Source organism: Pseudomonas sp. NGC7 (assembly GCF_047159675.1).
In the GTDB taxonomy this organism is placed as follows: Bacteria; Pseudomonadota; Gammaproteobacteria; order Pseudomonadales; family Pseudomonadaceae; genus Aquipseudomonas; species Aquipseudomonas kermanshahensis.
In genome coordinates this window covers 1,474,755-1,492,994 of the sequence record NZ_BAAFZY010000001.1, presented here as the reverse complement: position 1 = coordinate 1,492,994, position 18,240 = coordinate 1,474,755, and the positions used below count along the sequence as shown (strand labels likewise).

At 63.0% G+C, this 18,240-nt stretch carries 14 protein-coding genes; 3 read left to right on the top strand and 11 right to left on the bottom strand.

The annotated features are described in order from the left end of the window. Positions 1–75 precede the first annotated feature (75 nt). Together ACMCNM_RS06840 and ACMCNM_RS06835 are read right to left on the bottom strand one after the other, a co-directional pair. Positions 76–1,038 (bottom strand): FecR family protein, encoded by a 963-nt coding sequence (locus ACMCNM_RS06840; RefSeq protein WP_412764121.1) that lies wholly within the window; start codon positions 1,036–1,038, stop codon positions 76–78. Positions 1,039–1,055: 17 nt separating this feature from the next. Next, complete coding sequence (locus ACMCNM_RS06835; protein WP_412764120.1) at positions 1,056–1,538, bottom strand: sigma-70 family RNA polymerase sigma factor; 483 nt, start codon at positions 1,536–1,538, stop codon at positions 1,056–1,058. A gap of 504 nt (positions 1,539–2,042) precedes the next feature. On the opposite strand from ACMCNM_RS06835, the gene ACMCNM_RS06830 reads away from it, so the two are divergent. Beyond that, positions 2,043–3,206: a type III PLP-dependent enzyme gene (locus tag ACMCNM_RS06830; RefSeq protein WP_027595561.1), complete on the top strand. Its 1,164-nt coding sequence runs from the start codon at positions 2,043–2,045 to the stop codon at positions 3,204–3,206. A 156-nt stretch (positions 3,207–3,362) separates the two neighbouring features. Here the strand turns inward: ACMCNM_RS06830 and ACMCNM_RS06825 are convergent, their stop codons facing one another. Both ACMCNM_RS06825 and ACMCNM_RS06820 read right to left on the bottom strand, forming a co-directional pair. Then, the gene (locus ACMCNM_RS06825) at positions 3,363–4,112 is read right to left on the bottom strand and encodes a tetratricopeptide repeat protein (protein ID WP_186675559.1); all 750 of its coding nucleotides are present in this window, start codon (positions 4,110–4,112) and stop codon (positions 3,363–3,365) included. 3 nt (positions 4,113–4,115) lie between these two features. After that, positions 4,116–4,796, bottom strand: a complete 681-nt coding sequence (locus ACMCNM_RS06820) for a Fe2+-dependent dioxygenase (RefSeq protein ID WP_186675557.1) — start codon at positions 4,794–4,796, stop codon at positions 4,116–4,118. A gap of 221 nt (positions 4,797–5,017) precedes the next feature. On the opposite strand from ACMCNM_RS06820, the gene ACMCNM_RS06815 reads away from it, so the two are divergent. Both ACMCNM_RS06815 and ACMCNM_RS06810 read left to right on the top strand, forming a co-directional pair. Further along, a complete protein-coding gene (locus ACMCNM_RS06815) occupies positions 5,018–7,324 on the top strand; it encodes a TonB-dependent receptor (RefSeq protein ID WP_186675555.1) in 2,307 nt (768 codons plus the stop codon). 228 nt (positions 7,325–7,552) lie between these two features. Continuing rightward, positions 7,553–10,108: a PepSY domain-containing protein gene (locus ACMCNM_RS06810; protein ID WP_412765905.1), complete on the top strand. Its 2,556-nt coding sequence runs from the start codon at positions 7,553–7,555 to the stop codon at positions 10,106–10,108. 162 nt (positions 10,109–10,270) lie between these two features. Here the strand turns inward: ACMCNM_RS06810 and ACMCNM_RS06805 are convergent, their stop codons facing one another. The 7 genes from ACMCNM_RS06805 to ispG form a co-directional block, all read right to left on the bottom strand. Next, positions 10,271–11,062 carry an amidohydrolase gene (locus ACMCNM_RS06805; RefSeq protein ID WP_412764119.1) on the bottom strand — a complete coding sequence of 264 codons (792 nt, stop codon included), beginning with the start codon at positions 11,060–11,062 and terminating at the stop codon, positions 10,271–10,273. Then, the gene (locus ACMCNM_RS06800) at positions 11,050–12,198 is read right to left on the bottom strand and encodes a pyridoxal phosphate-dependent aminotransferase (RefSeq protein WP_085272640.1); all 1,149 of its coding nucleotides are present in this window, start codon (positions 12,196–12,198) and stop codon (positions 11,050–11,052) included. Before ACMCNM_RS06800 ends, ACMCNM_RS06805 begins: the two co-directional genes overlap by 13 nt. A 208-nt stretch (positions 12,199–12,406) precedes the next feature. Beyond that, complete coding sequence (gene der, locus ACMCNM_RS06795) at positions 12,407–13,870, bottom strand: ribosome biogenesis GTPase Der (protein ID WP_186675552.1); 1,464 nt, start codon at positions 13,868–13,870, stop codon at positions 12,407–12,409. 117 nt (positions 13,871–13,987) lie between these two features. Continuing rightward, positions 13,988–15,130: an outer membrane protein assembly factor BamB gene (bamB, locus tag ACMCNM_RS06790; protein WP_027595553.1), complete on the bottom strand. Its 1,143-nt coding sequence runs from the start codon at positions 15,128–15,130 to the stop codon at positions 13,988–13,990. A gap of 1 nt (position 15,131) precedes the next feature. After that, a complete protein-coding gene (locus ACMCNM_RS06785; RefSeq protein ID WP_027595552.1) occupies positions 15,132–15,773 on the bottom strand; it encodes a tetratricopeptide repeat protein in 642 nt (213 codons plus the stop codon). Positions 15,774–15,812: 39 nt separating this feature from the next. Next, on the bottom strand, positions 15,813–17,102 hold the full coding sequence (hisS, locus tag ACMCNM_RS06780; RefSeq protein WP_027595551.1) for a histidine--tRNA ligase: 1,290 nt from the start codon (positions 17,100–17,102) through the stop codon (positions 15,813–15,815). 25 nt (positions 17,103–17,127) lie between these two features. Further along, positions 17,128–18,237 (bottom strand): flavodoxin-dependent (E)-4-hydroxy-3-methylbut-2-enyl-diphosphate synthase, encoded by a 1,110-nt coding sequence (ispG, locus tag ACMCNM_RS06775; RefSeq protein WP_027595550.1) that lies wholly within the window; start codon positions 18,235–18,237, stop codon positions 17,128–17,130. Positions 18,238–18,240: the final 3 nt, after the last annotated feature.

The window sequence follows — 18,240 nt, the reverse complement described above, 5'->3', positions numbered from 1 at the left end:
CCAACCGCATGCAAATGGAAATGCTTGGCAGTTGCAGCTGGCGAGGAAGACGAACGGGCTGAAAAAAACCTGAATCTATTTCGCGATTATTTCGCGAGAACCGTCTTCATGGGCTTTGATGGCCACCGGCAGAATGCTCGGCAAGGCGCGCAGCAAGGCATCGGTGTCGTCGCTGCTGAAGGTGCTGGACAGGCGCAACTGCGCCACCTTGCCGGGGGCAACGCGCAGCGGCTCAGTGCGGTAGCGCGACACTTCGGCCACCACCTCGGCCAGGGTGGCGTTGTCGAACACCAGCTTGCCCTGGCGCCAGGCGGTGAGCGCGGCGGCATTGACCGCGTAGGGAGGCGTGACCTTGCCTTGTGCATCTATATGCGCGCCCAGGCCGGCCGTCAGTTGCGCCTGCGAGGCATCCTTGCCCTGCACACGCACCGAACCCTGCTCCACCGCCACGCGGGTGGCGGCCGGGTCCAGGCGCACATCGAAGCGGGTGCCGGTGACGGTCACGCTGCCTTGGGCGGTATCGACCACAAACGGCCGGCTGCTGTCGTGGGCCACGATGAACATGGCTTCGCCGGCATTCAGCTGGATGTGCCGACGCCCGGCGCTGAAATCAACCTGCAGTTGCGTGCCGCCGTTCAGCGTCAGCTGCGACCCATCCGGCAACTCGACCTGCCGACGTTCGGCAAAGGCGGTCTGCAACTGGCCCTGATGGTTGAGGCGCTGGTACTGCCAGCCACTCCAACCCAGCCCCAGGGCAACCACTGCCACCCCGGCCGCCAGTGCCTGGCGTACCAGGCGCCGCCGTGGCAGTTGATGCACGGGCTCTGCTTGGCACAGCGCCTCGAGGCGCTGGCGCGGAATGAAGTCGGCGGCGCGCCACAGGCTGGCAAGCTGCTCGAATTCATCGCGATGGCGCGGGTCCGCTGCCAACCAGGTGTGCAAGCGCGCCTGCAGCTCGGCATCCCGCGGCGCGTCCTGCACGCGGGCGAACCATTCGGCCGCCTGCTTGCGGACGGTGTCGGTGCCGTGCTGTTTCATCGAGGTCTCCTGACTCATCATCCCGACACATCCAGGTGTTCACGCAGGTGTCGGAGCGTGCGGATCATATACTTTTCGACCATGTTCTTGCTCAAGCCCATGCGCTGAGCGATCTCGGCCTGGGTCAGGCCTTCGAGCTTCTGCCAGATGAACACACGGCGGCAGTTGAGGGGCAATTCGGCCAGCGCCCGTTCGACGCTGTCGGCCAGCTCCAGGGCGTGCACGTAGGCTTCGGGGTCGCCGCTGCTGCTTGTGCTGCTTTCGCCGAACACTTCCAGCGCCTGGCGCCGATCCTCGCGGCGAAAACCATCCACGGCAATGTTGCGCGCCGTCTGGTGCAGGTAAGCGCGTGGCTGCTCGACCTGCTCGCGGGGGTTCTCCAGAACCCTGACGAAGGCATCGTGCGTGAGGTCCTCGGCCTGCTGGCGACTGCGCAGCTTGCGCGTCCAGGTGCCGATCAGCTCATGGTAGTGGTCGAGGAAGCCTTTGTGTGCGGACACGGTGGGGGTCGTCAGGGAGGCAGACTAGGGTGCGAATAGTAATGTTTCTCATCAAAACCGGCAAATCCGCCAGTCGGTAATAAAAAATTTTTGCGGATTTCATGGACGGAAGTGCCTGAAGAGCGTGGCCATAAATATGAACACCTTGCGCCTGTTCGCGGGCAAGCCCGCTCCCACACAAGCCCTGCAAACCCTGTGGGAGCGGGCTTGCCCGCGAAGAGGCCGGGAGGGTCCTTCCACAATATTTAACGCTTCAAACATCGAGGGGAACATCTGCCGGTCACATGAGTCGGTTATTCAAATGGCAGGTCGTCGATCCGCGACGAACACGCCCGGATTGCCTGTTGATCTTGCATTCTTCACGCCCTAAAGTGCGCGCCGAACGTCCATGCTGGAAACGATCCATCCGGCTCAAGTACTGAGTAGGCGAACCAAAGTGGGGATACGGAGGACGTTCAGTTTGCAGCCACTTATCTTTTCAGTTTGCCCATGGAGTCCCTGAGCATGTCGATCCAGGTCGAAGACTATTTCGCGCGTGACACCTTCCAGAAAATGAAGGCGTTCGCCGACAAGCAGGAAACCCCGTTCGTACTCATCGATACCCAGATGATCAGCCAGGCCTATGACGACCTGCGCGCCGGTTTCGAATTCGCCAAGGTCTACTACGCGGTCAAGGCCAACCCGGCGGTCGAGATCATCGACCTGCTCAAAGAAAAAGGTTCGAGCTTCGACATCGCCTCGATCTACGAGCTGGACAAAGTGATGGACCGTGGCGTCAGCGCCGACCGCATCAGCTACGGCAACACCATCAAGAAATCCAAGGACATCCGCTACTTCTACGAGAAGGGCGTGCGCCTGTATGCCACCGACTCGGAAGCCGACCTGCGCAACATCGCCAAGGCCGCACCGGGCTCCAAGGTTTACGTGCGTATCCTCACCGAAGGCTCGACCACTGCCGACTGGCCGCTGTCGCGCAAATTCGGCTGCCAGACCGACATGGCCATGGACCTGCTGATCCTCGCCCGCGACCTGGGCCTGGTGCCCTACGGCATCTCCTTCCACGTGGGCTCGCAGCAGCGCGACATCAGCGTCTGGGACGCTGCCATCGCCAAGGTCAAGGTGATCTTCGAGCGCCTGAAAGAAGAAGACGGCATCGAACTGAAGCTGATCAACATGGGTGGCGGCTTCCCGGCCAACTACATCACCCGTACCAACAGCCTCGAAACCTACGCCGAAGAGATCATCCGCTTCCTGAAGGAAGACTTCGGTGACGACCTGCCGGAAATCATCCTCGAGCCAGGCCGTTCGCTGATCGCCAACGCCGGCATCCTGGTCAGCGAAGTGGTGCTGGTGGCGCGCAAGTCGCGCACCGCGGTCGAGCGCTGGGTGTACACCGACGTGGGCAAGTTCTCGGGCCTGATCGAAACCATGGACGAGTCCATCAAGTTCCCGATCTGGACCGAGAAGAAAGGCGAGATGGAAGAAGTGGTCATCGCCGGCCCGACGTGCGACAGCGCCGACATCATGTACGAGCACTACAAGTACGGCCTGCCGCTGAACCTGGCGATCGGTGACCGCCTGTACTGGCTGTCGACCGGTGCCTACACCACCAGCTACAGCGCGGTGGAATTCAACGGCTTCCCGCCGCTGAAGGCCTACTACCTGTAATGAACAACGGGGCCGCAAGGCCCCGTTTTCATGTGTGCTGGCTTGTGCCGGCCTCTTCGCGGGGCAAGCCCGCTCCCACAGGACCCTGATGTGCCACAGGCAACAGATAACTTGTGGGAGCGGGCTTGCCCCGCGAAGATGCCAGCCGTCTAGACATCATTCCCCGCGCTGTTCGAGTTCCTCGGCATACCCTGCTGCATACCCCGCCAGCAAAGGCCCTGCCCCGCGCAATGTCGCTACCGCACTGCGCAAGAAATTCACATTCCCCTCAACCCGCGCCCGCTCCAGCCAAGGCCCGGCTTCAGCCAGTTGCCCCCGCTCAACCAGCACCATCGCCAAACTGAACATCCCGCGAAAGTCCCCCGCCTCGGCCGAACGCCGATACCAGCGCACCGCCCGCGCCGGGCTTGCCGCCGTGGCAATGCCCTGCTCCAGGTAACGCCCGTACAGGTTCATCGACTTGGCATGCCCTAACTGCGCGGCCTTCTCGTAACAGACCAAGGCCTGGGCCTGATTGGCCGGCACCCCGCGCCCGGTGGCCAGCAGGTTGCCCAAATTGTAAAGGCCCCAGTCCAGCCCGGCGTCTGCCGCCCGGGCATAGTGAATGGCCGCCTGCGTTAGGCTGACTTCACCGCCCCAGCCATGCTCCAGGCAACGCCCCAGCATGTTGCAGGCCATGACACTGCCTCCCTGCGTGGCAATGGCGAACCAGCGCCGGGCCAGGTCTACATCCTGCTCAATACCGCGCCCATCCAGCAGAATCTGACCCAGCAGCAACTGCGCCTCGACCACCCCCTCCCCCGCTGCCGCCAGGATCGCCTGGGCCGCCTTGCCCGGGCTGTCTTCGAGCATGGCCTTGAGGCCTGCAACATCCACCACTTCTTCACGACGCAACGGGTATGACACGGTTCAGACCTCAGCCCAGCGGCGCAGCAGGTTGTGGTAAGTCCCCGTCAACTGCAGCAGCGATGGGTGATCGGGCACATCGGCAGTGAGTTGCTGGATGGCATTGTCCATCTCGAACAGCAGCGCACGCTGGCTGTCCTCGCGTACCAGGCTCTGCGTCCAGAAAAACGCCGCATAACGCTGGCCGCGGGTCACCGGGTTGACCTTGTGCAGGCTGGTGCCGGGGTACAGCACCAGGTCGCCAGCTGCCAACTTGACCTGCTGCTCGCCGTAAGTGTCCTGAATCACCAGTTCGCCGCCGTCGTAGCTGTCCGGGTCGCTGAGGAACAGCGTCGAGGACAGGTCGGTACGCACGCGCTCCGGGCTGCCCTTGGGCTGGCGCAGCGCATTGTCGATGTGGAAGCCGAAGTTGCCGCCTTCGCGGTAGCAGTTGATCAGCGGTGGAAACACCTTGTGCGGCAGCGCTGCCGACATGAAGCGCGGGGTGTTCCAGAGGCGGTCGATCAGCGCGCTGCCCAGCTCCTTGGCCAGCGGGTGGCCTTCAGGCAACTGCAGGTTGTGCTTGGCCTTGGCCGATTGATACCCGGCAGTGACCTTACCATCGGCCCAATCAGCCTGCTCCAGCGCCTCGCGGATACGCGTGAGTTCGTCGGCATCGAACAGGCCGGGAATGTGAAGCAGCATGGCGGCGGCACCTGGGCAAATGTAAAGGCGTCAATGATATTGATTCCCTTTTACATACCACAAGCCCCATTCGCCGCTTAAGACGTTTCAGACACTGAAAACCGTAAAGGCAAACTGTAAAGATTGTAAATTCTTCACGAATGGTAACGACTCTCAATTGTTAGTCACAATTGCTTACATTAAGATCCGCCGCCTTATCACCTTGGGGAAGGTCCTTACCAATGCGTCACTACGTGCCATCTGCTGTGAGTTCACCACGCCTGATCGTGACTGCCATCGGCGTCGCCATCACTGCCTCGACCGCCTACGCTGCCGAGCCTGCCGCCAACAACGCCGTCACCCTGGATGCCACCAGCGTCAACGGCAAGGCCGAACAGGCCAGCACCGACTACAAGGTCGAGAAAGCCTCATCGCAGAAGTACACCGCGCCGCTGGTAGACACCCCACGCTCGGTCACGGTGATCCCGCAACAGGTCATCAAGGACACCAACGCCCTCAGCCTGCAGGACGCCCTGCGCACGGTACCTGGCATCACCTTTGGTGCCGGTGAAGGCGGCAACCCGCAAGGTGACCGGCCGTTCATCCGCGGCTTCGACGCCCAGGGCGACACCTACCTGGACGGCGTACGCGATACCGGCGCGCAAACCCGCGAGATCTTCGCCATCGAGTCGGTGGAAGTGGCCAAGGGCCCGAACTCGGCCATCGGCGGCCGTGGCGCCGCGGGCGGGACCATCAACCTGGTGAGCAAGCGCGCGCACCTGGGCAACTCGCTGGATGGCGCCTGGACCTGGGGCAGTGACCAGACCCAACGCTACACCTTCGATGGTAACTACCAGTTCAGCGACACAGTGGCCGGTCGTCTCAACCTGATGACCCACGAGAGCAACGTCGCCGGCCGCGACAAGGTCAACTACGACCGCTGGGGCATCGCCCCGTCCCTGGCTTTCGGCTTGGGCACCCCGACCCGCGTCAACCTCGACTACTACCACCTGGAAAGCGACGACCTGCCGGATTCCGGCATCCCGTACACCATTCCTACCGGTGGTAGCGGCGCCCGTACCTCGGCGCACCCGAGCAAACCGTACGATGGCGGGGACAGTGATAACTTCTATGGCCTGACCGGCCGCGACTTCCGCAAGAGCCGCGTCGACATCGCCACCTTCGCGATCGAGCACGACCTGACCGACGCGCTGACCATCAAGAACACCCTGCGTCACGGCAACAGCATGCAGGATTACATCCTGACCCAGCCCGACGACAGCAAGGGCAACGTCAACAACGGCAGCGTCTGGCGCCGCGCCAACAGCCGCGTTGGCAACACCGCCACCACCACCAACCAGACCGACCTGTTTGGTGAGTTCTATGTGGGTGGGATGAAGAACAGCTTCTCCACCGGTATCGAGCTGAGCCGGGAAGAGAGCAAGCGTTCGTCGTACACCGTTGATACCAACACGGGGGGCTCCACTGCCTCGACGTGCAACCCAAGCCTGATCGGCGCAAACAGTGGCTACAACTGCACCTCGTTGAGCAATCCGAACCCGGATGATCCGTGGAATGGCGCGATCTCGCGCAACTACGCCGGCACCGACACCAAGAGCAACACCCGCGCCCTGTACGTCTTCGACACCTTGGAGCTGACGCCTGACTGGCTGCTGAACATGGGCCTGCGCTACGACCACTTCGACACTCAGTACCGCACCTACGATGCCGCTGGCGCCACCGTGGTCAACGCCAAGGGCGTGGCCTCCAAGGGCCGTGATACCAGCGAGTTCATCACCGGCCAACTGGGCCTGGTCTGGAAGCCGGCCGAAAACGGCAGCATCTATGTCTCCTACGCCACCTCCGCGACGCCACCTGGCGCGATGCTCGGCGAGGGCACCGAAGGCAACCCATTGGGCAACACCAGCGACCGTGCCGGCAACCTGCTGAGCAGCGACATGGAGCCGGAAGAAACCACCAACTACGAAATCGGCACCAAGTGGGACCTGCTCGACCAGCGCCTGTCCCTGGCCGCCGCGCTGTTCCGTACCGAGAAGGAAAACGCCCGCGTTCAGGTGGACACCACCACCTACGAAAACGTCGGCGAAACCCGCGTGCAGGGTATCGAGCTGTCGGCCAGCGGCAAGCTCACTGACAAGTGGCAGGTCTTTGCCGGCTACACCTACATGCAGGCGCGCCAGATCGATGGCGGCGCGCTGGGCAAGGCCAACGATGGCAACCAGCTGCCGAACACGCCGAACAACAGCGCCAGCCTGTGGACCACGTATTCGATCACGCCGAAGCTGACCGTCGGGGGTGGCGCGTTCTATGTGGATGACGTGTACGGCAGTGTGGCCAACACCACCATGGTCGACAGCTACGTGCGCTACGACGCCATGGCCGCCTACAAGCTGACCAAGAACGTCGACCTGCAGCTGAACGTGCAGAACCTGACCAACGAGGTGTACTACGACAAGGCGTTCTCCACCCACTTCGCCAACCAGGCGGCTGGGCGGACAGCGTTGCTGACCACCAGCGTTCACTTCTGATGTGAAGGTACATCCGCCGGCCAAGGCCGGTGGATGTACCTGCGATCTAGGCCGCAAACGTGGACCCTGTGGGAGCGGGCTTGCCCGCGAATGCGTTGGTGGATTCACCGACGTATTCGCGGGCAAGCCCGCTCCCACAGGGTTTGTGTGTATCAATGATTCGTATTTACCTATACCAAGGCATAATGCACGCCGCCTGAACTGAAACGGCAAGACAAGGTGATCGATGTGGTGAAGAAGACGCTGTTCCAATTGCACTGGTTCTTTGGCATCACCGCTGGCCTGGTGCTGGCCTTGATGGGCATCACCGGGGCGATCTGGTCGTTTCAGGAAGAACTGCTTCGGGCCTTCAATGCCGATGTGCTGAAGATCGAAGTACGCCCCGAGGGCGTATTACCGCCCGCCGAACTGGTGCAGCGAGTCGAGGCCGCGCGAGGCGACAAGGTCGCGATGCTGTGGGTGGACCTGCACGAAGGCAACGCTGCGCGGATCTTCTTCACCCCGCCGCCAGGCCAGCGCCGTGGTGAGCTGCGTTATGCCGACCCGTACACCGGCGAGCTCAAGGGTGAAGTGGCCGGGCAGGACTTCTTCAACCTGATGCTCAACCTGCACCGGTTCCTGGCCATGGGCGACAGCGGCCGGCAGATCACCGGTGCCTGCACCTTGATGCTGATCTTCTTCTGCCTCTCTGGCCTGTACCTGCGCTGGCCGCGCAAGGCGCTCAACTGGCGGGTCTGGCTGACCTTCGAGTGGGCCAAGAAAGGCCGGGCCTTCAACTGGGACCTGCACGCCGTGGCCGGTACCTGGTGCCTGCTGTTCTACCTGCTGTTCGCCCTCACCGGCCTGTTCTGGTCCTATGAATGGTACCGCGAAGGCCTGAACAAACTGCTGGCCGATACGCCAGCAGCGGGCCAGCAGCAAAAACGCGGCGAAGGCCGTGGCCGCCACGGGCCACAGAAGGTCGACAAGAACGCACCGCCGCTGGTGGTCGACTACGACGCTATCTGGGCCAACCTCAAGGAGGCCGCGGGCCCGGGCCTGGCCATGTACAACCTTCGCCTGCCACCGGCAGGTGGCCAGCCGGCCAACCTCTTCTACCTAGTAGACGATGCCGCGCACCCGCGCGCCTTCAACACGCTGGTCCTCGACCCGGCCACCGGCCAGGTGAAAAGCCACGACCGCTACACCGACAAATCCTTCAAGGCGCAGTTGCTGCAGAGCGTTTACGCCCTGCACGTAGGCGAATACTTCGGCTTGCCGGGCCGGATCATCGTCACCCTCGCCAGCCTGACCATGCCGCTGTTCTTCGTCACCGGCTGGCTGCTGTACCTTGACCGCCGGCGCAAGAAACGCCAGGTTCGCGCTGCCCGAGGCGGCGTCGAAAGCACCCAGGTTGGCAGCGACAGCTGGCTGATCGGCTTTGCCAGCCAGAGCGGCTTCGCCGAACAGCTGGCCTGGCAAAGTGCCGGGCAATTGCAAGCGGCTGGCCTGCCGGTGCAAGTCCGCGCCTTGGCCGAGCTGGGCGAGGATGACCTGCGCCAGGCCCGTCGTGCCTTGTTCGTGGTCAGTACCTTCGGCGATGGCGAAGCGCCAGATAGCGCCCGCGCGTTCGAGCGCAAGGTGCTTGGCCAACCCTGGGCGCTGAACAACCTGCACTATGCCGTGCTCGCCCTAGGCGACCGCCAATATCCGCACTTCTGCGGCTTTGCCCGTCGCCTGCAGGCTTGGTTGGGGGAACGCGGCGCCAGCACGGCGTTCAGCCCGGTGGAGGTGGACAACGCCGACCAGGCGGCGCTGCAACAATGGCAACAGGCACTGGCGCAGCTGACGGGGGCCCAGCCGGTCACGGCCTGGCAGCCGCCGAGTTTCGGCAACTGGACGCTGGTGCAACGTGAGTTGATGAACCCGGGCAGCCAGGGCTTGCCGGTCTACCTGATCGGCCTGCGCCCCGAGGAGCCTGCCAGCTGGCAAGCCGGCGACCTGGTGGAAATCCTGCCGCGCAATGCTCAGCTGCGGGTCGACGCCTTCCTCGACGGCCTGGGCCTGGATGCCAACGCAACCGTACAGCTCGACGGCCTGAGCGAAACCTTGGGCCAGGCGCTGGCCAGCCGTCAGTTGCCCAGCCGGCGCGATCAGTTGGTGGGCTTGCACGCACAGGCGCTGGTCGATGCGCTGGTACCGATCGGCACGCGTGAATACTCCATCGCGTCGATCGCCAGTGACGGTGTATTGGAATTGATCGTGCGCCAGGAACGTCACCCGGATGGCAATTTCGGGCTGGGGTCTGGTTGGCTGACCGAGTACCTGCCGGTGAATGGCCTGCTGAGCATGCGCCTGCGCCGCAACAGTGGCTTCCACCTGCCCGAGTCACCGGTGCCGATGATTCTGATCGGCAACGGTACTGGCCTGGCTGGCCTGCGCAGCCTGCTGCGCGCGCGGGTTAACGCGGGCGAACAACGCAATTGGCTGCTGTTCGGTGAACGTAACCGCGCGCATGACCTGCTGTGCGGCAATGAACTGCAGGGCTGGCTCGACAACGGCGACCTGGCACGCCTGGACCTGGCGTTTTCGCGGGATCAGGCCGAGAAGGTGTATGTGCAGGATGTGTTGCTGCAGCAGGCTGAAGCGTTCAAACGCTGGGTGGCGGATGGCGCCTGTGTGTACGTCTGCGGCAGCTTGCAGGGCATGGCGGCCGGCGTTGATGCGGCGCTCAAGGGCATGCTTGGAGAGACCGTTGTAGAGCAACTGATCGAGGATGGGCGGTATCGGCGGGATGTGTACTGATACTGGCCCGTGCTAGCCACTGAGGGCCTGTAGGAGCGGCCTTGCGTCGCGAAAAAACTGCAAAGCAGCCCCAGCAATTTATGCTGTAACGCCGAAACCCCAGGGCCGCTTTGCGGCCCTTTCGCGACGCAAGGCCGCTCCTACAACTGGGCCAGTACTGCCTTAGTGCAGCTCGAAGGTATCGGCATCCAGGTTCGCCGGGAACTTGGCCCGGTACGCCGCCAGCTCCGCCGCTCTCAACACCACCGTGAACACCCCGTCCGCTTCGCCAGCACTGAGCAGGCTCTCGCCCTGGAAGTCCAGCACTTGGCTGTCACCGGAATAGGCGAAGCCTTTGCCATCGGTGCCCACGCGGTTCACCGCCGCGACAAAGCACAGGTTCTCGATGCCCCGCGCCGGCAGCAGTCGGTTCCAGTGCTGGCGGCGCGCCGCCGGCCAATTGGCGGTATACAGCAGCAGGTCGGTGTCCTGGGCATCACGGCTCCACACCGGGAAGCGCAGGTCGTAGCAGATCAACGGGCGTACCCGCCAGCCCTTGATCTCGAACTGCACCTGACGCTCGCCGGGGGTGTAATGCTTGTGCTCACCCGCCATGCGGAACAGGTGGCGCTTGTCGTAGTGCAAGATCTCACCGTCCGGGCGCGCCCACAGCAGGCGGTTGCGGTGGCTGCCATCGGCGGCCTGGATGATCACGCTGCCGGTGATCACCGCGTTGTACTTCTTCGCCTGGGCCTTGAGCCATTTGTAGGTCGGGCCGTTCTCGGGCTCGGCCAGGCTATCGGACTGCATCGAGAAGCCGGTGGTGAACATCTCTGGCAGGATCACCAGGTCCACCTCACCCACTTGCTTCAGCAGTTCCTCGAAGTGCGCATAATTGGCCTCGCGGTCGTGCCAGGCCAGGGTGGTCTGCACCAAGGCGATTTTCAGGTCGGGCAGTGTACTCAGATCGCGCATAGTTTTTCCGCCGCCTGACGCAGCGTCTCCTCACGTTTGGCAAAGCACAGGCGCACCAGGCGTTGCTCGGGGATGGGTTGCTGGTAGAACACCGACACCGGAATGGTCGCCACGCCGTGCTCACGGGTCAGCCACAACGACATCTCGACATCGTTCAGGTCCGGGCGGATCTGCGAATAGTCCACCAGCTGGAAATAGGTACCGGCCGTGCGGCGGAAACTGAAGCGCGAACCTTCGAGCAAATCGCAGAACAGGTCGCGCTTGGCCTGGTAGAAGCCTGGCAGTTCATCGAGGTGCTCGGGGTGCTCGGCCATGAAGTCGGCCAGCGCGCACTGCAACGGCGTGACGCCGCAAAAATTGACGTACTGGTGCACCTTGCGCAGCTCGGCGCTCAGGGCCGGTGGCGCGATCACGTAGCCGGTTTTCCAACCGGTCACATGGTAGGTCTTGCCGAACGAACTGACCACGAAGGCACGGTTATAGAGCTCGGCATGGGCCAGCACGCTGGCGTGGCGTACGCCGTCATACACCAGGTGCTCGTAGACTTCGTCGCTGACCAGGTAGATATCGCGATCAGCGATCAGCTGCGCCAGCTGGTCCAGGTCTTCTCGGGTGATCAGTGCGCCGCTGGGGTTGTGCGGCGAGTTGAGAATGACCATGCGGGTACGCGGGCTGAGGGCATCGCTGAACCGCTGCCAGTCGATGCGGAAGTCGCCGTCGCTCAGTTGCACATGCACACAACGGCCACCGGCCAGCTCCACGGAAGGCTCGTAGCTGTCATAGCACGGGTCGAAGACGATGACTTCGTCACCGGCCTGGATCACCGCCTGAATGGCGCAAAAGATTGCCTCGGTGGCACCTGGGGTGATGGTCACTTCGTGATCGGCATCCACCTGTGCGCCATACAAACGTGCGACCTTGGCCGCTACCTGCTGGCGCAGAGCCGGCAGGCCAGTCATTGGCGCGTACTGGTTATGCCCGGCGGCCACATGCCGGCCCACTGCATCGAGCAACGCCTGCGGGCCGTTGAAGTCGGGGAAGCCTTGGGAAAGGTTGAGCGCACCGGTCTGCACGGCGAGCTGGGACATGGTGGTGAAGATGGTCGTGCCGACATTCGGCAGTTTGCTGCGGATCATGGAGCCCTCTTTCCTGGGGTTTATCCGGCACGGGGTGGAGTCCGAGCATAGCGGATCGAGCGGTCAGGAAAAAGGTTGAAACAATAGGGGATTGCGTTGGATCAAGAGACCCTGTGGGAGCGGGCTTGCCCCGCGAACACGGGCAAAGCCCGTGCCATCCATCGCGTTGCCTGCTTCGCGGGGCAAGCCCGCTCCCACATGGAGTTGATCAGCGCTTGTCGCGGCGCTTCTTCTCGGCCTTCTTGTGGTGCGACATCAAGCGGCGCTTCTTGTTGACCTGGCGATCGGTGAGGGTGTTTTTCTTGCCCTCGTACGGGTTCTCACCGCCCTTGTACTCGATGCGGATCGGCGTACCGACCAGTTTCAGCACGCGGCGGTAGGTGTTTTCCAGGTAACGCGAGTACGACTTGGGAATGCTCTCGGTCTGGTTGCCGTGGATCACGATCAGCGGCGGGTTGGCACCGCCCAGGTGGGCATAACGCAGCTTGATGCGGCGGCCATTGACCAACGGCGGCTGGTGCTCGCTGACCGCGTCTTCGAGGATTTGCGTCAGGCGGCTGGTTGGCCAACGGGTGACCGCCGACGTGAACGCGGCCTGTACCGACTTGTACAGGTTGCCTACGCCCGTGCCGTGAAGCGCGGAAATGAAGTGGATGTCGGCGAAATCGACGAAGAACAGCCGGCGTTCCAGCTCGGTCTTCACGTAGGCGCGCTCACCCGGCTCCATGCCATCCCATTTGTTCAGGGCGATGACGATGGCGCGGCCGGCTTCGAGGGCAAAGCCCAGCAGGTTCAGGTCGTGGTCAACCACACCTTCGCGGGCATCCATGACGAAGATGACCACGTTGGCGTCTTTGATCGCCTGCAGTGTCTTGACCACCGAGAACTTCTCGACTTCCTCGTGGATCTTGCCGCGCTTGCGCACCCCGGCGGTGTCGATGAAGGTGTACTTGTCGCCATCGCGCTCGAACGGGATGTAGATACTGTCTCGGGTGGTGCCCGGCTCGTCGTAGACCACCACGCGCTCTTCGCCGAGCATGCGGTTGACCAAGGTCGACTTGCCGACGTTCGGGCGGCCGATGATGGCGATCTTGATGCCATCTTTTTCGCTTGGGCCAGGAATGCGCGCGGCTTCCTCGCCTTCGGCGACGTCCTGGTCAAGGGCTTCGTCCTCGGCATCACGCGGCAGGTGGCCGAGCACGGCTTCCATCAGGGCGTTGATACCACGGCCCTGGGAGCCCGCCACCGGAATGGCGTTGCCCATGCCCATCGGCGAGAACTCGGCACGCGCAACGTCGGGGTCGATGTTGTCGATCTTGTTGGCAACCAGAATCGCCGACTTGTTGCGCTTGCGCAGGTGCTCGGCAATCATCTGGTCGGCTGCGGTCATGCCCGCACGGGCATCGACCAGGAACAGCACATAGTCGGCTTCTTCGATGGCCATGAGCGACTGCTCGGCCATTTTCTCGTCCATGCCCACTTCGTCACCGGTGATACCGCCGGTGTCGATCAGGATGAAAGAACGACCCTGCCAGGAGGCATCACCATACTGGCGGTCACGGGTCAGGCCCGACAGGTCACCGACGATGGCATCGCGGGTCTTGGTCAGGCGGTTGAACATGGTGGATTTGCCGACGTTCGGCCGTCCCACCAGGGCGATTACGGGAACCATGCGGCTCTCCACTCTTGAATTCTTGAAAATGCAAAGGCCGCTGCAAGGCAGCGGCCGGAGTTTGTGCGGCGTTTCCTACACCGCGGCTCAAGACCGTTGGCGGTCTTGAGCTTAGCTTCAGCGGACGGTCAGTGCCTCGAGCTTGCCGCTGTTGCCGAAGACGTAGATGGTGTCGCCGACCACCAGGGGCCGGGCGCGCAGGCCATCGCTGTCGATTCGTTCACGGCCGACGAAGCGACCATCGACCTGGCTGAGCAGGTGCAGGTAACCCTCGAAGTCCCCGACAGCCACGTAGCTGGAGAACACTTCCGGTGCCGACAGCTGACGGCGAGCCATGGAATCGTTGGTCCACAGGGCGCTGGAAGAGCGCTCGTCGACGCTTTCAACGGTACCCGAGGCTTCGCTGACATAGACGTTACCGTAACCCTGGGCGACACCCACATAGCTGGACGCATCACGCTGCCACAGCACGCGGCCGCTTTCCAGGTCCAGGCCCGCTACGCGGCCCTGGTAGGTGCTGACGTACAGAGTACCACCGGACAGCAGCAAGCCGCCGTCGATATCTACCACGCGGTCCAACTCGGAACGCCCCTGCGGGATGGCCACACGGCTCTCCCACACTGGCACGCCGTTGTTGATATCCACCGCGATCACTTTACCGGTGGACAGGCCGGCAACCGCCAGGCGGTTGGTCGCGATCGGTGCACCGGTGCCGCGCAGGGTCAGTACGGCCGGGGTGTTTTCGTAGATCCAGCGGCGGTCGCCGGTCGCGGCATCGAGGCCGATCAGGCGGTCGTCCTGGGTCTGCACTACCACCACGTCGCCGTTGTTGGCGGGCGGTGCCAGCACTTCACTGGTCACGCGCGAACGCCAGCGCTCTTCACCGGTGCTGGAGTCCAGCGCGATGACCTCGCCTTTGAGGGTGCCGAGCATGACCAGCCCGTAACCCACGCCGACAGCGCCCGACACTTGCAGGTCCAGGTCTTTTTTCCACACCACGTCGCCGGTGATACGGTCGAGGGCGAAGACTTCGCCGTTGACGTCGGAGGCGTAGATACGGTCGTTTTCGATGGCCGGTACCAGGGTGTTGTACGTCTCGCCCTGGCCGTCACCGATCGAGCGGCTCCACTGCTTTTTCAGTACCACTTCCTCGGTGAACTTGGTCAGCTCGGCCGGGGGCAGTTCCTTCTTGCTGTTGCTGCTGCAACCCGCGGCCAGTACGGCCAGGGTCAGCACTGCTGCTTGTTTCCAACCGATCACGTCACGCGTCCCCTTTGGCCAAGTCATCCAGCTTCAGTTGCAGGCCACCGACCGCTGCTTCATCCGACAGCGAGGCCTTGGCTTTCTCATAAGCGCTGTGAGCATCGTCGGCGCGACCCAGCTGCACCAGCAGGTCACCCTTCAATTCTTCGCGGCTGGCCAGGAACGCCTTGTCGGCATCGCCGTCGAGCAGCTTGAGTGCCTCTTCGGCCTTGTCCTGGGCAGCCAGTACACGGGCCAGGCGCTGGCGCGAAATCTCGCCCAGGGTGGCATCGGCTGGCTTGTCCAACACAGCTTTGAGCTCGGCAGCAGCGTCGTCGAGCTTGCCGCTCTCGACCGCGACCTTGGCCACGAACAGGCTGCCGTACTGGGCGTAGGCGGTACCACCGAACTCGCTCTTGAGCTTGCCGGCCAGTTCCGCGACCTTGGTTGCGTCAGGCTGGCCACTCGGCGTCAGGCTGGTTTCAAGCAAAGCCTGGTACAGCTGCGAGGCACCTTGCGACTGGTTGTTCTGGTACTTGTGCCAGGTATTCCAGCCCAGTACCACCACACCGGCCAGCAACGCGCCCGTCAGCAGCGGCTTGCCGTTGCGGTTCCACCAGTCCTTGACCCCTGCCAGGTCATCATCATCGGTACTCGACACCCCAATACTCCTTTTCGCCTATTCGCTTGTTGGACCGCGTTACGCCTGTGCGACCGCGGTTTCCAGGTGCTCAGCCAGAGCATCCCAGGCAATGTTCTGTTGTTCGCCCTGACCACGCAGGGGCTTGAAGCCGATCGCTTGCTGGGCCAGCTCGTCGTCGCCAAGAATCAGAGCGAACAGCGCGCCGCTCTTGTCGGCTTTCTTGAACTGGCTCTTGAAGCTGCCACCCCCGGCGTTGACCACCAGGCGCAGGCCTGGCAGACGATCACGCAGGCGTTCGGACAAGCGCAGGCCAGCCAGCTCGGCCTGTTCGCCGAAGGCGCAGAGATAGACGTCGACCTGACGGCTGATCGACTCGGGCACCTTGCCCAGGGTCTCCAGCAGCAGAATCAAGCGCTCGATACCCATGGCGAAACCAACGCCGGTGGTCGGCTTGCCGCCCATCTGCTCGACCAGGCCGTCGTAGCGGCCACCGGCGCAGACAGTGCCCTGGGCGCCGAGCTTGTCGGTGACCCACTCGAACACGGTCTTGCTGTAGTAGTCCAGGCCACGCACCAGCTTGGTGTTGATCACGAACGGGATACCAGCAGCCTCCAGGCGGGCCTTGAGGCCCTCGAAGTGCACGCGGGATTCTTCGTCCAGGTAATCTTCGAGCTTCGGCGCGCCAACCAGCACCGCCTGGGTGTTCTGGTCCTTGCTGTCGAGGATGCGCAGCGGGTTGCTCTTCAGGCGACGCTGGCTGTCTTCGTCCAGCTGCTCGAGGCGTGCCGAGAGGAACTCGACCAGCGCATCACGGTAGCGGGCACGGGCTTCGCTGGTACCCAGGCTGTTGAGCTCGAGCTTAACGGCGTCCTGGATGCCCAGCAGGCCCCACAGGCGCCAGGTCAGCATGATCAGTTCGGCGTCGATGTCCGGCCCGTCAAGGTTGAACACTTCCACGCCGATCTGGTGGAACTGGCGGTAGCGGCCTTTTTGCGGGCGCTCGTGGCGGAACATCTGGCCGATGTACCAGAGTTTCTGCACCTGGCCGTTGCCGGTGATGCCATGCTCCAGCACGGCACGCACACAGGCGGCAGTGCCTTCGGGGCGCAAGGTGAGCGAATCGCCGTTGCGGTCCTCGAAGGTGTACATCTCTTTTTCGACGATGTCGGTCACCTCACCGATGGAGCGCTTGAACAGCTCGGTGAACTCGACGATCGGTGTGCGGATCTGGCTGTACCCGTAGGTGTCCAGCAGGCCGGCCACGGTGCCTTCGAAGTAGCGCCACAGTGGCGACTGTTCAGGCAGGATGTCGTTCATGCCACGGATGGCTTGCAGCGATTTGCTCACGAAAAGTCCTTACGAATTCTGTGTGTCAGCCACGGGCGATCAGCGCCGCGTCGGCTTCGACCTTTTCGGCCGCTTTCTGGCGGATGAGCTTTTCGAGCTCATCGACCAGGTTGTCATTGGTCAGCTTCTGCGCCGGCTTGCCGTCGATGTAGATCAGGTTCGGCGTGCCGCCGGTCAGCCCTACGTGTGCTTCCTTGGCTTCGCCGGGGCCGTTGACCACGCAACCGATCACCGCGACGTCCAGCGGCACCAACAGGTCTTCCAGGCGCCCTTCCAGCTCGTTCATGGTCTTGACCACATCGAAGTTCTGCCGCGAGCAGCTTGGGCAGGCGATGAAGTTGATGCCACGCGAACGCAGGTGCAGCGACTTGAGGATGTCGTAACCGACTTTCACTTCCTCGACCGGGTCAGCAGCCAGCGAGATACGAATGGTATCGCCGATGCCTTCGGCCAGCAGCATACCGAGGCCGACGGCGGATTTCACTGTCCCCGAGCGCAGGCCACCGGCTTCGGTGATGCCCAGGTGCAGGGGCTGGATGATCTGCTTGGCCAACAGGCGGTAGGCTTCGACGGCCATGAACACGTCGGAGGCCTTGACGCTGACTTTGAAGTCCTGGAAGTCCAGGCGGTCCAGGTGCTCGACATGGCGCAGCGCCGACTCGACCAGCGCGGCTGGAGTCGGTTCGCCGTACTTCTTCTGCAGGTCCTTTTCCAGGGAGCCTGCGTTGACGCCTATACGGATCGGGATACCGCGGTCGCGGGCCGCATCGACCACGGCACGCACACGGTCTTCACGGCCGATGTTACCCGGGTTGATGCGCAGGCAGTCGACGCCCAGCTCGGCCACACGCAAGGCGATCTTGTAGTCGAAGTGAATGTCGGCAACCAGCGGCACGCTGACCCGTTGCTTGATGCGGCCGAACGCCTCGGCGGCGTCCATGTCTGGTACCGAGACACGCACGATGTCGACACCGGCATCGACCAGGCGCTGGATCTGCCCGACGGTGGCATCGACATCGTTGGTGTCGGTGTTGGTCATGCTTTGTACCGCGATGGGCGCATCACCACCCACCGGCACATTGCCGACCCAGATTTTGCGGGATTCGCGACGTTTGATCGGAGATTCGCCGTGCATGAC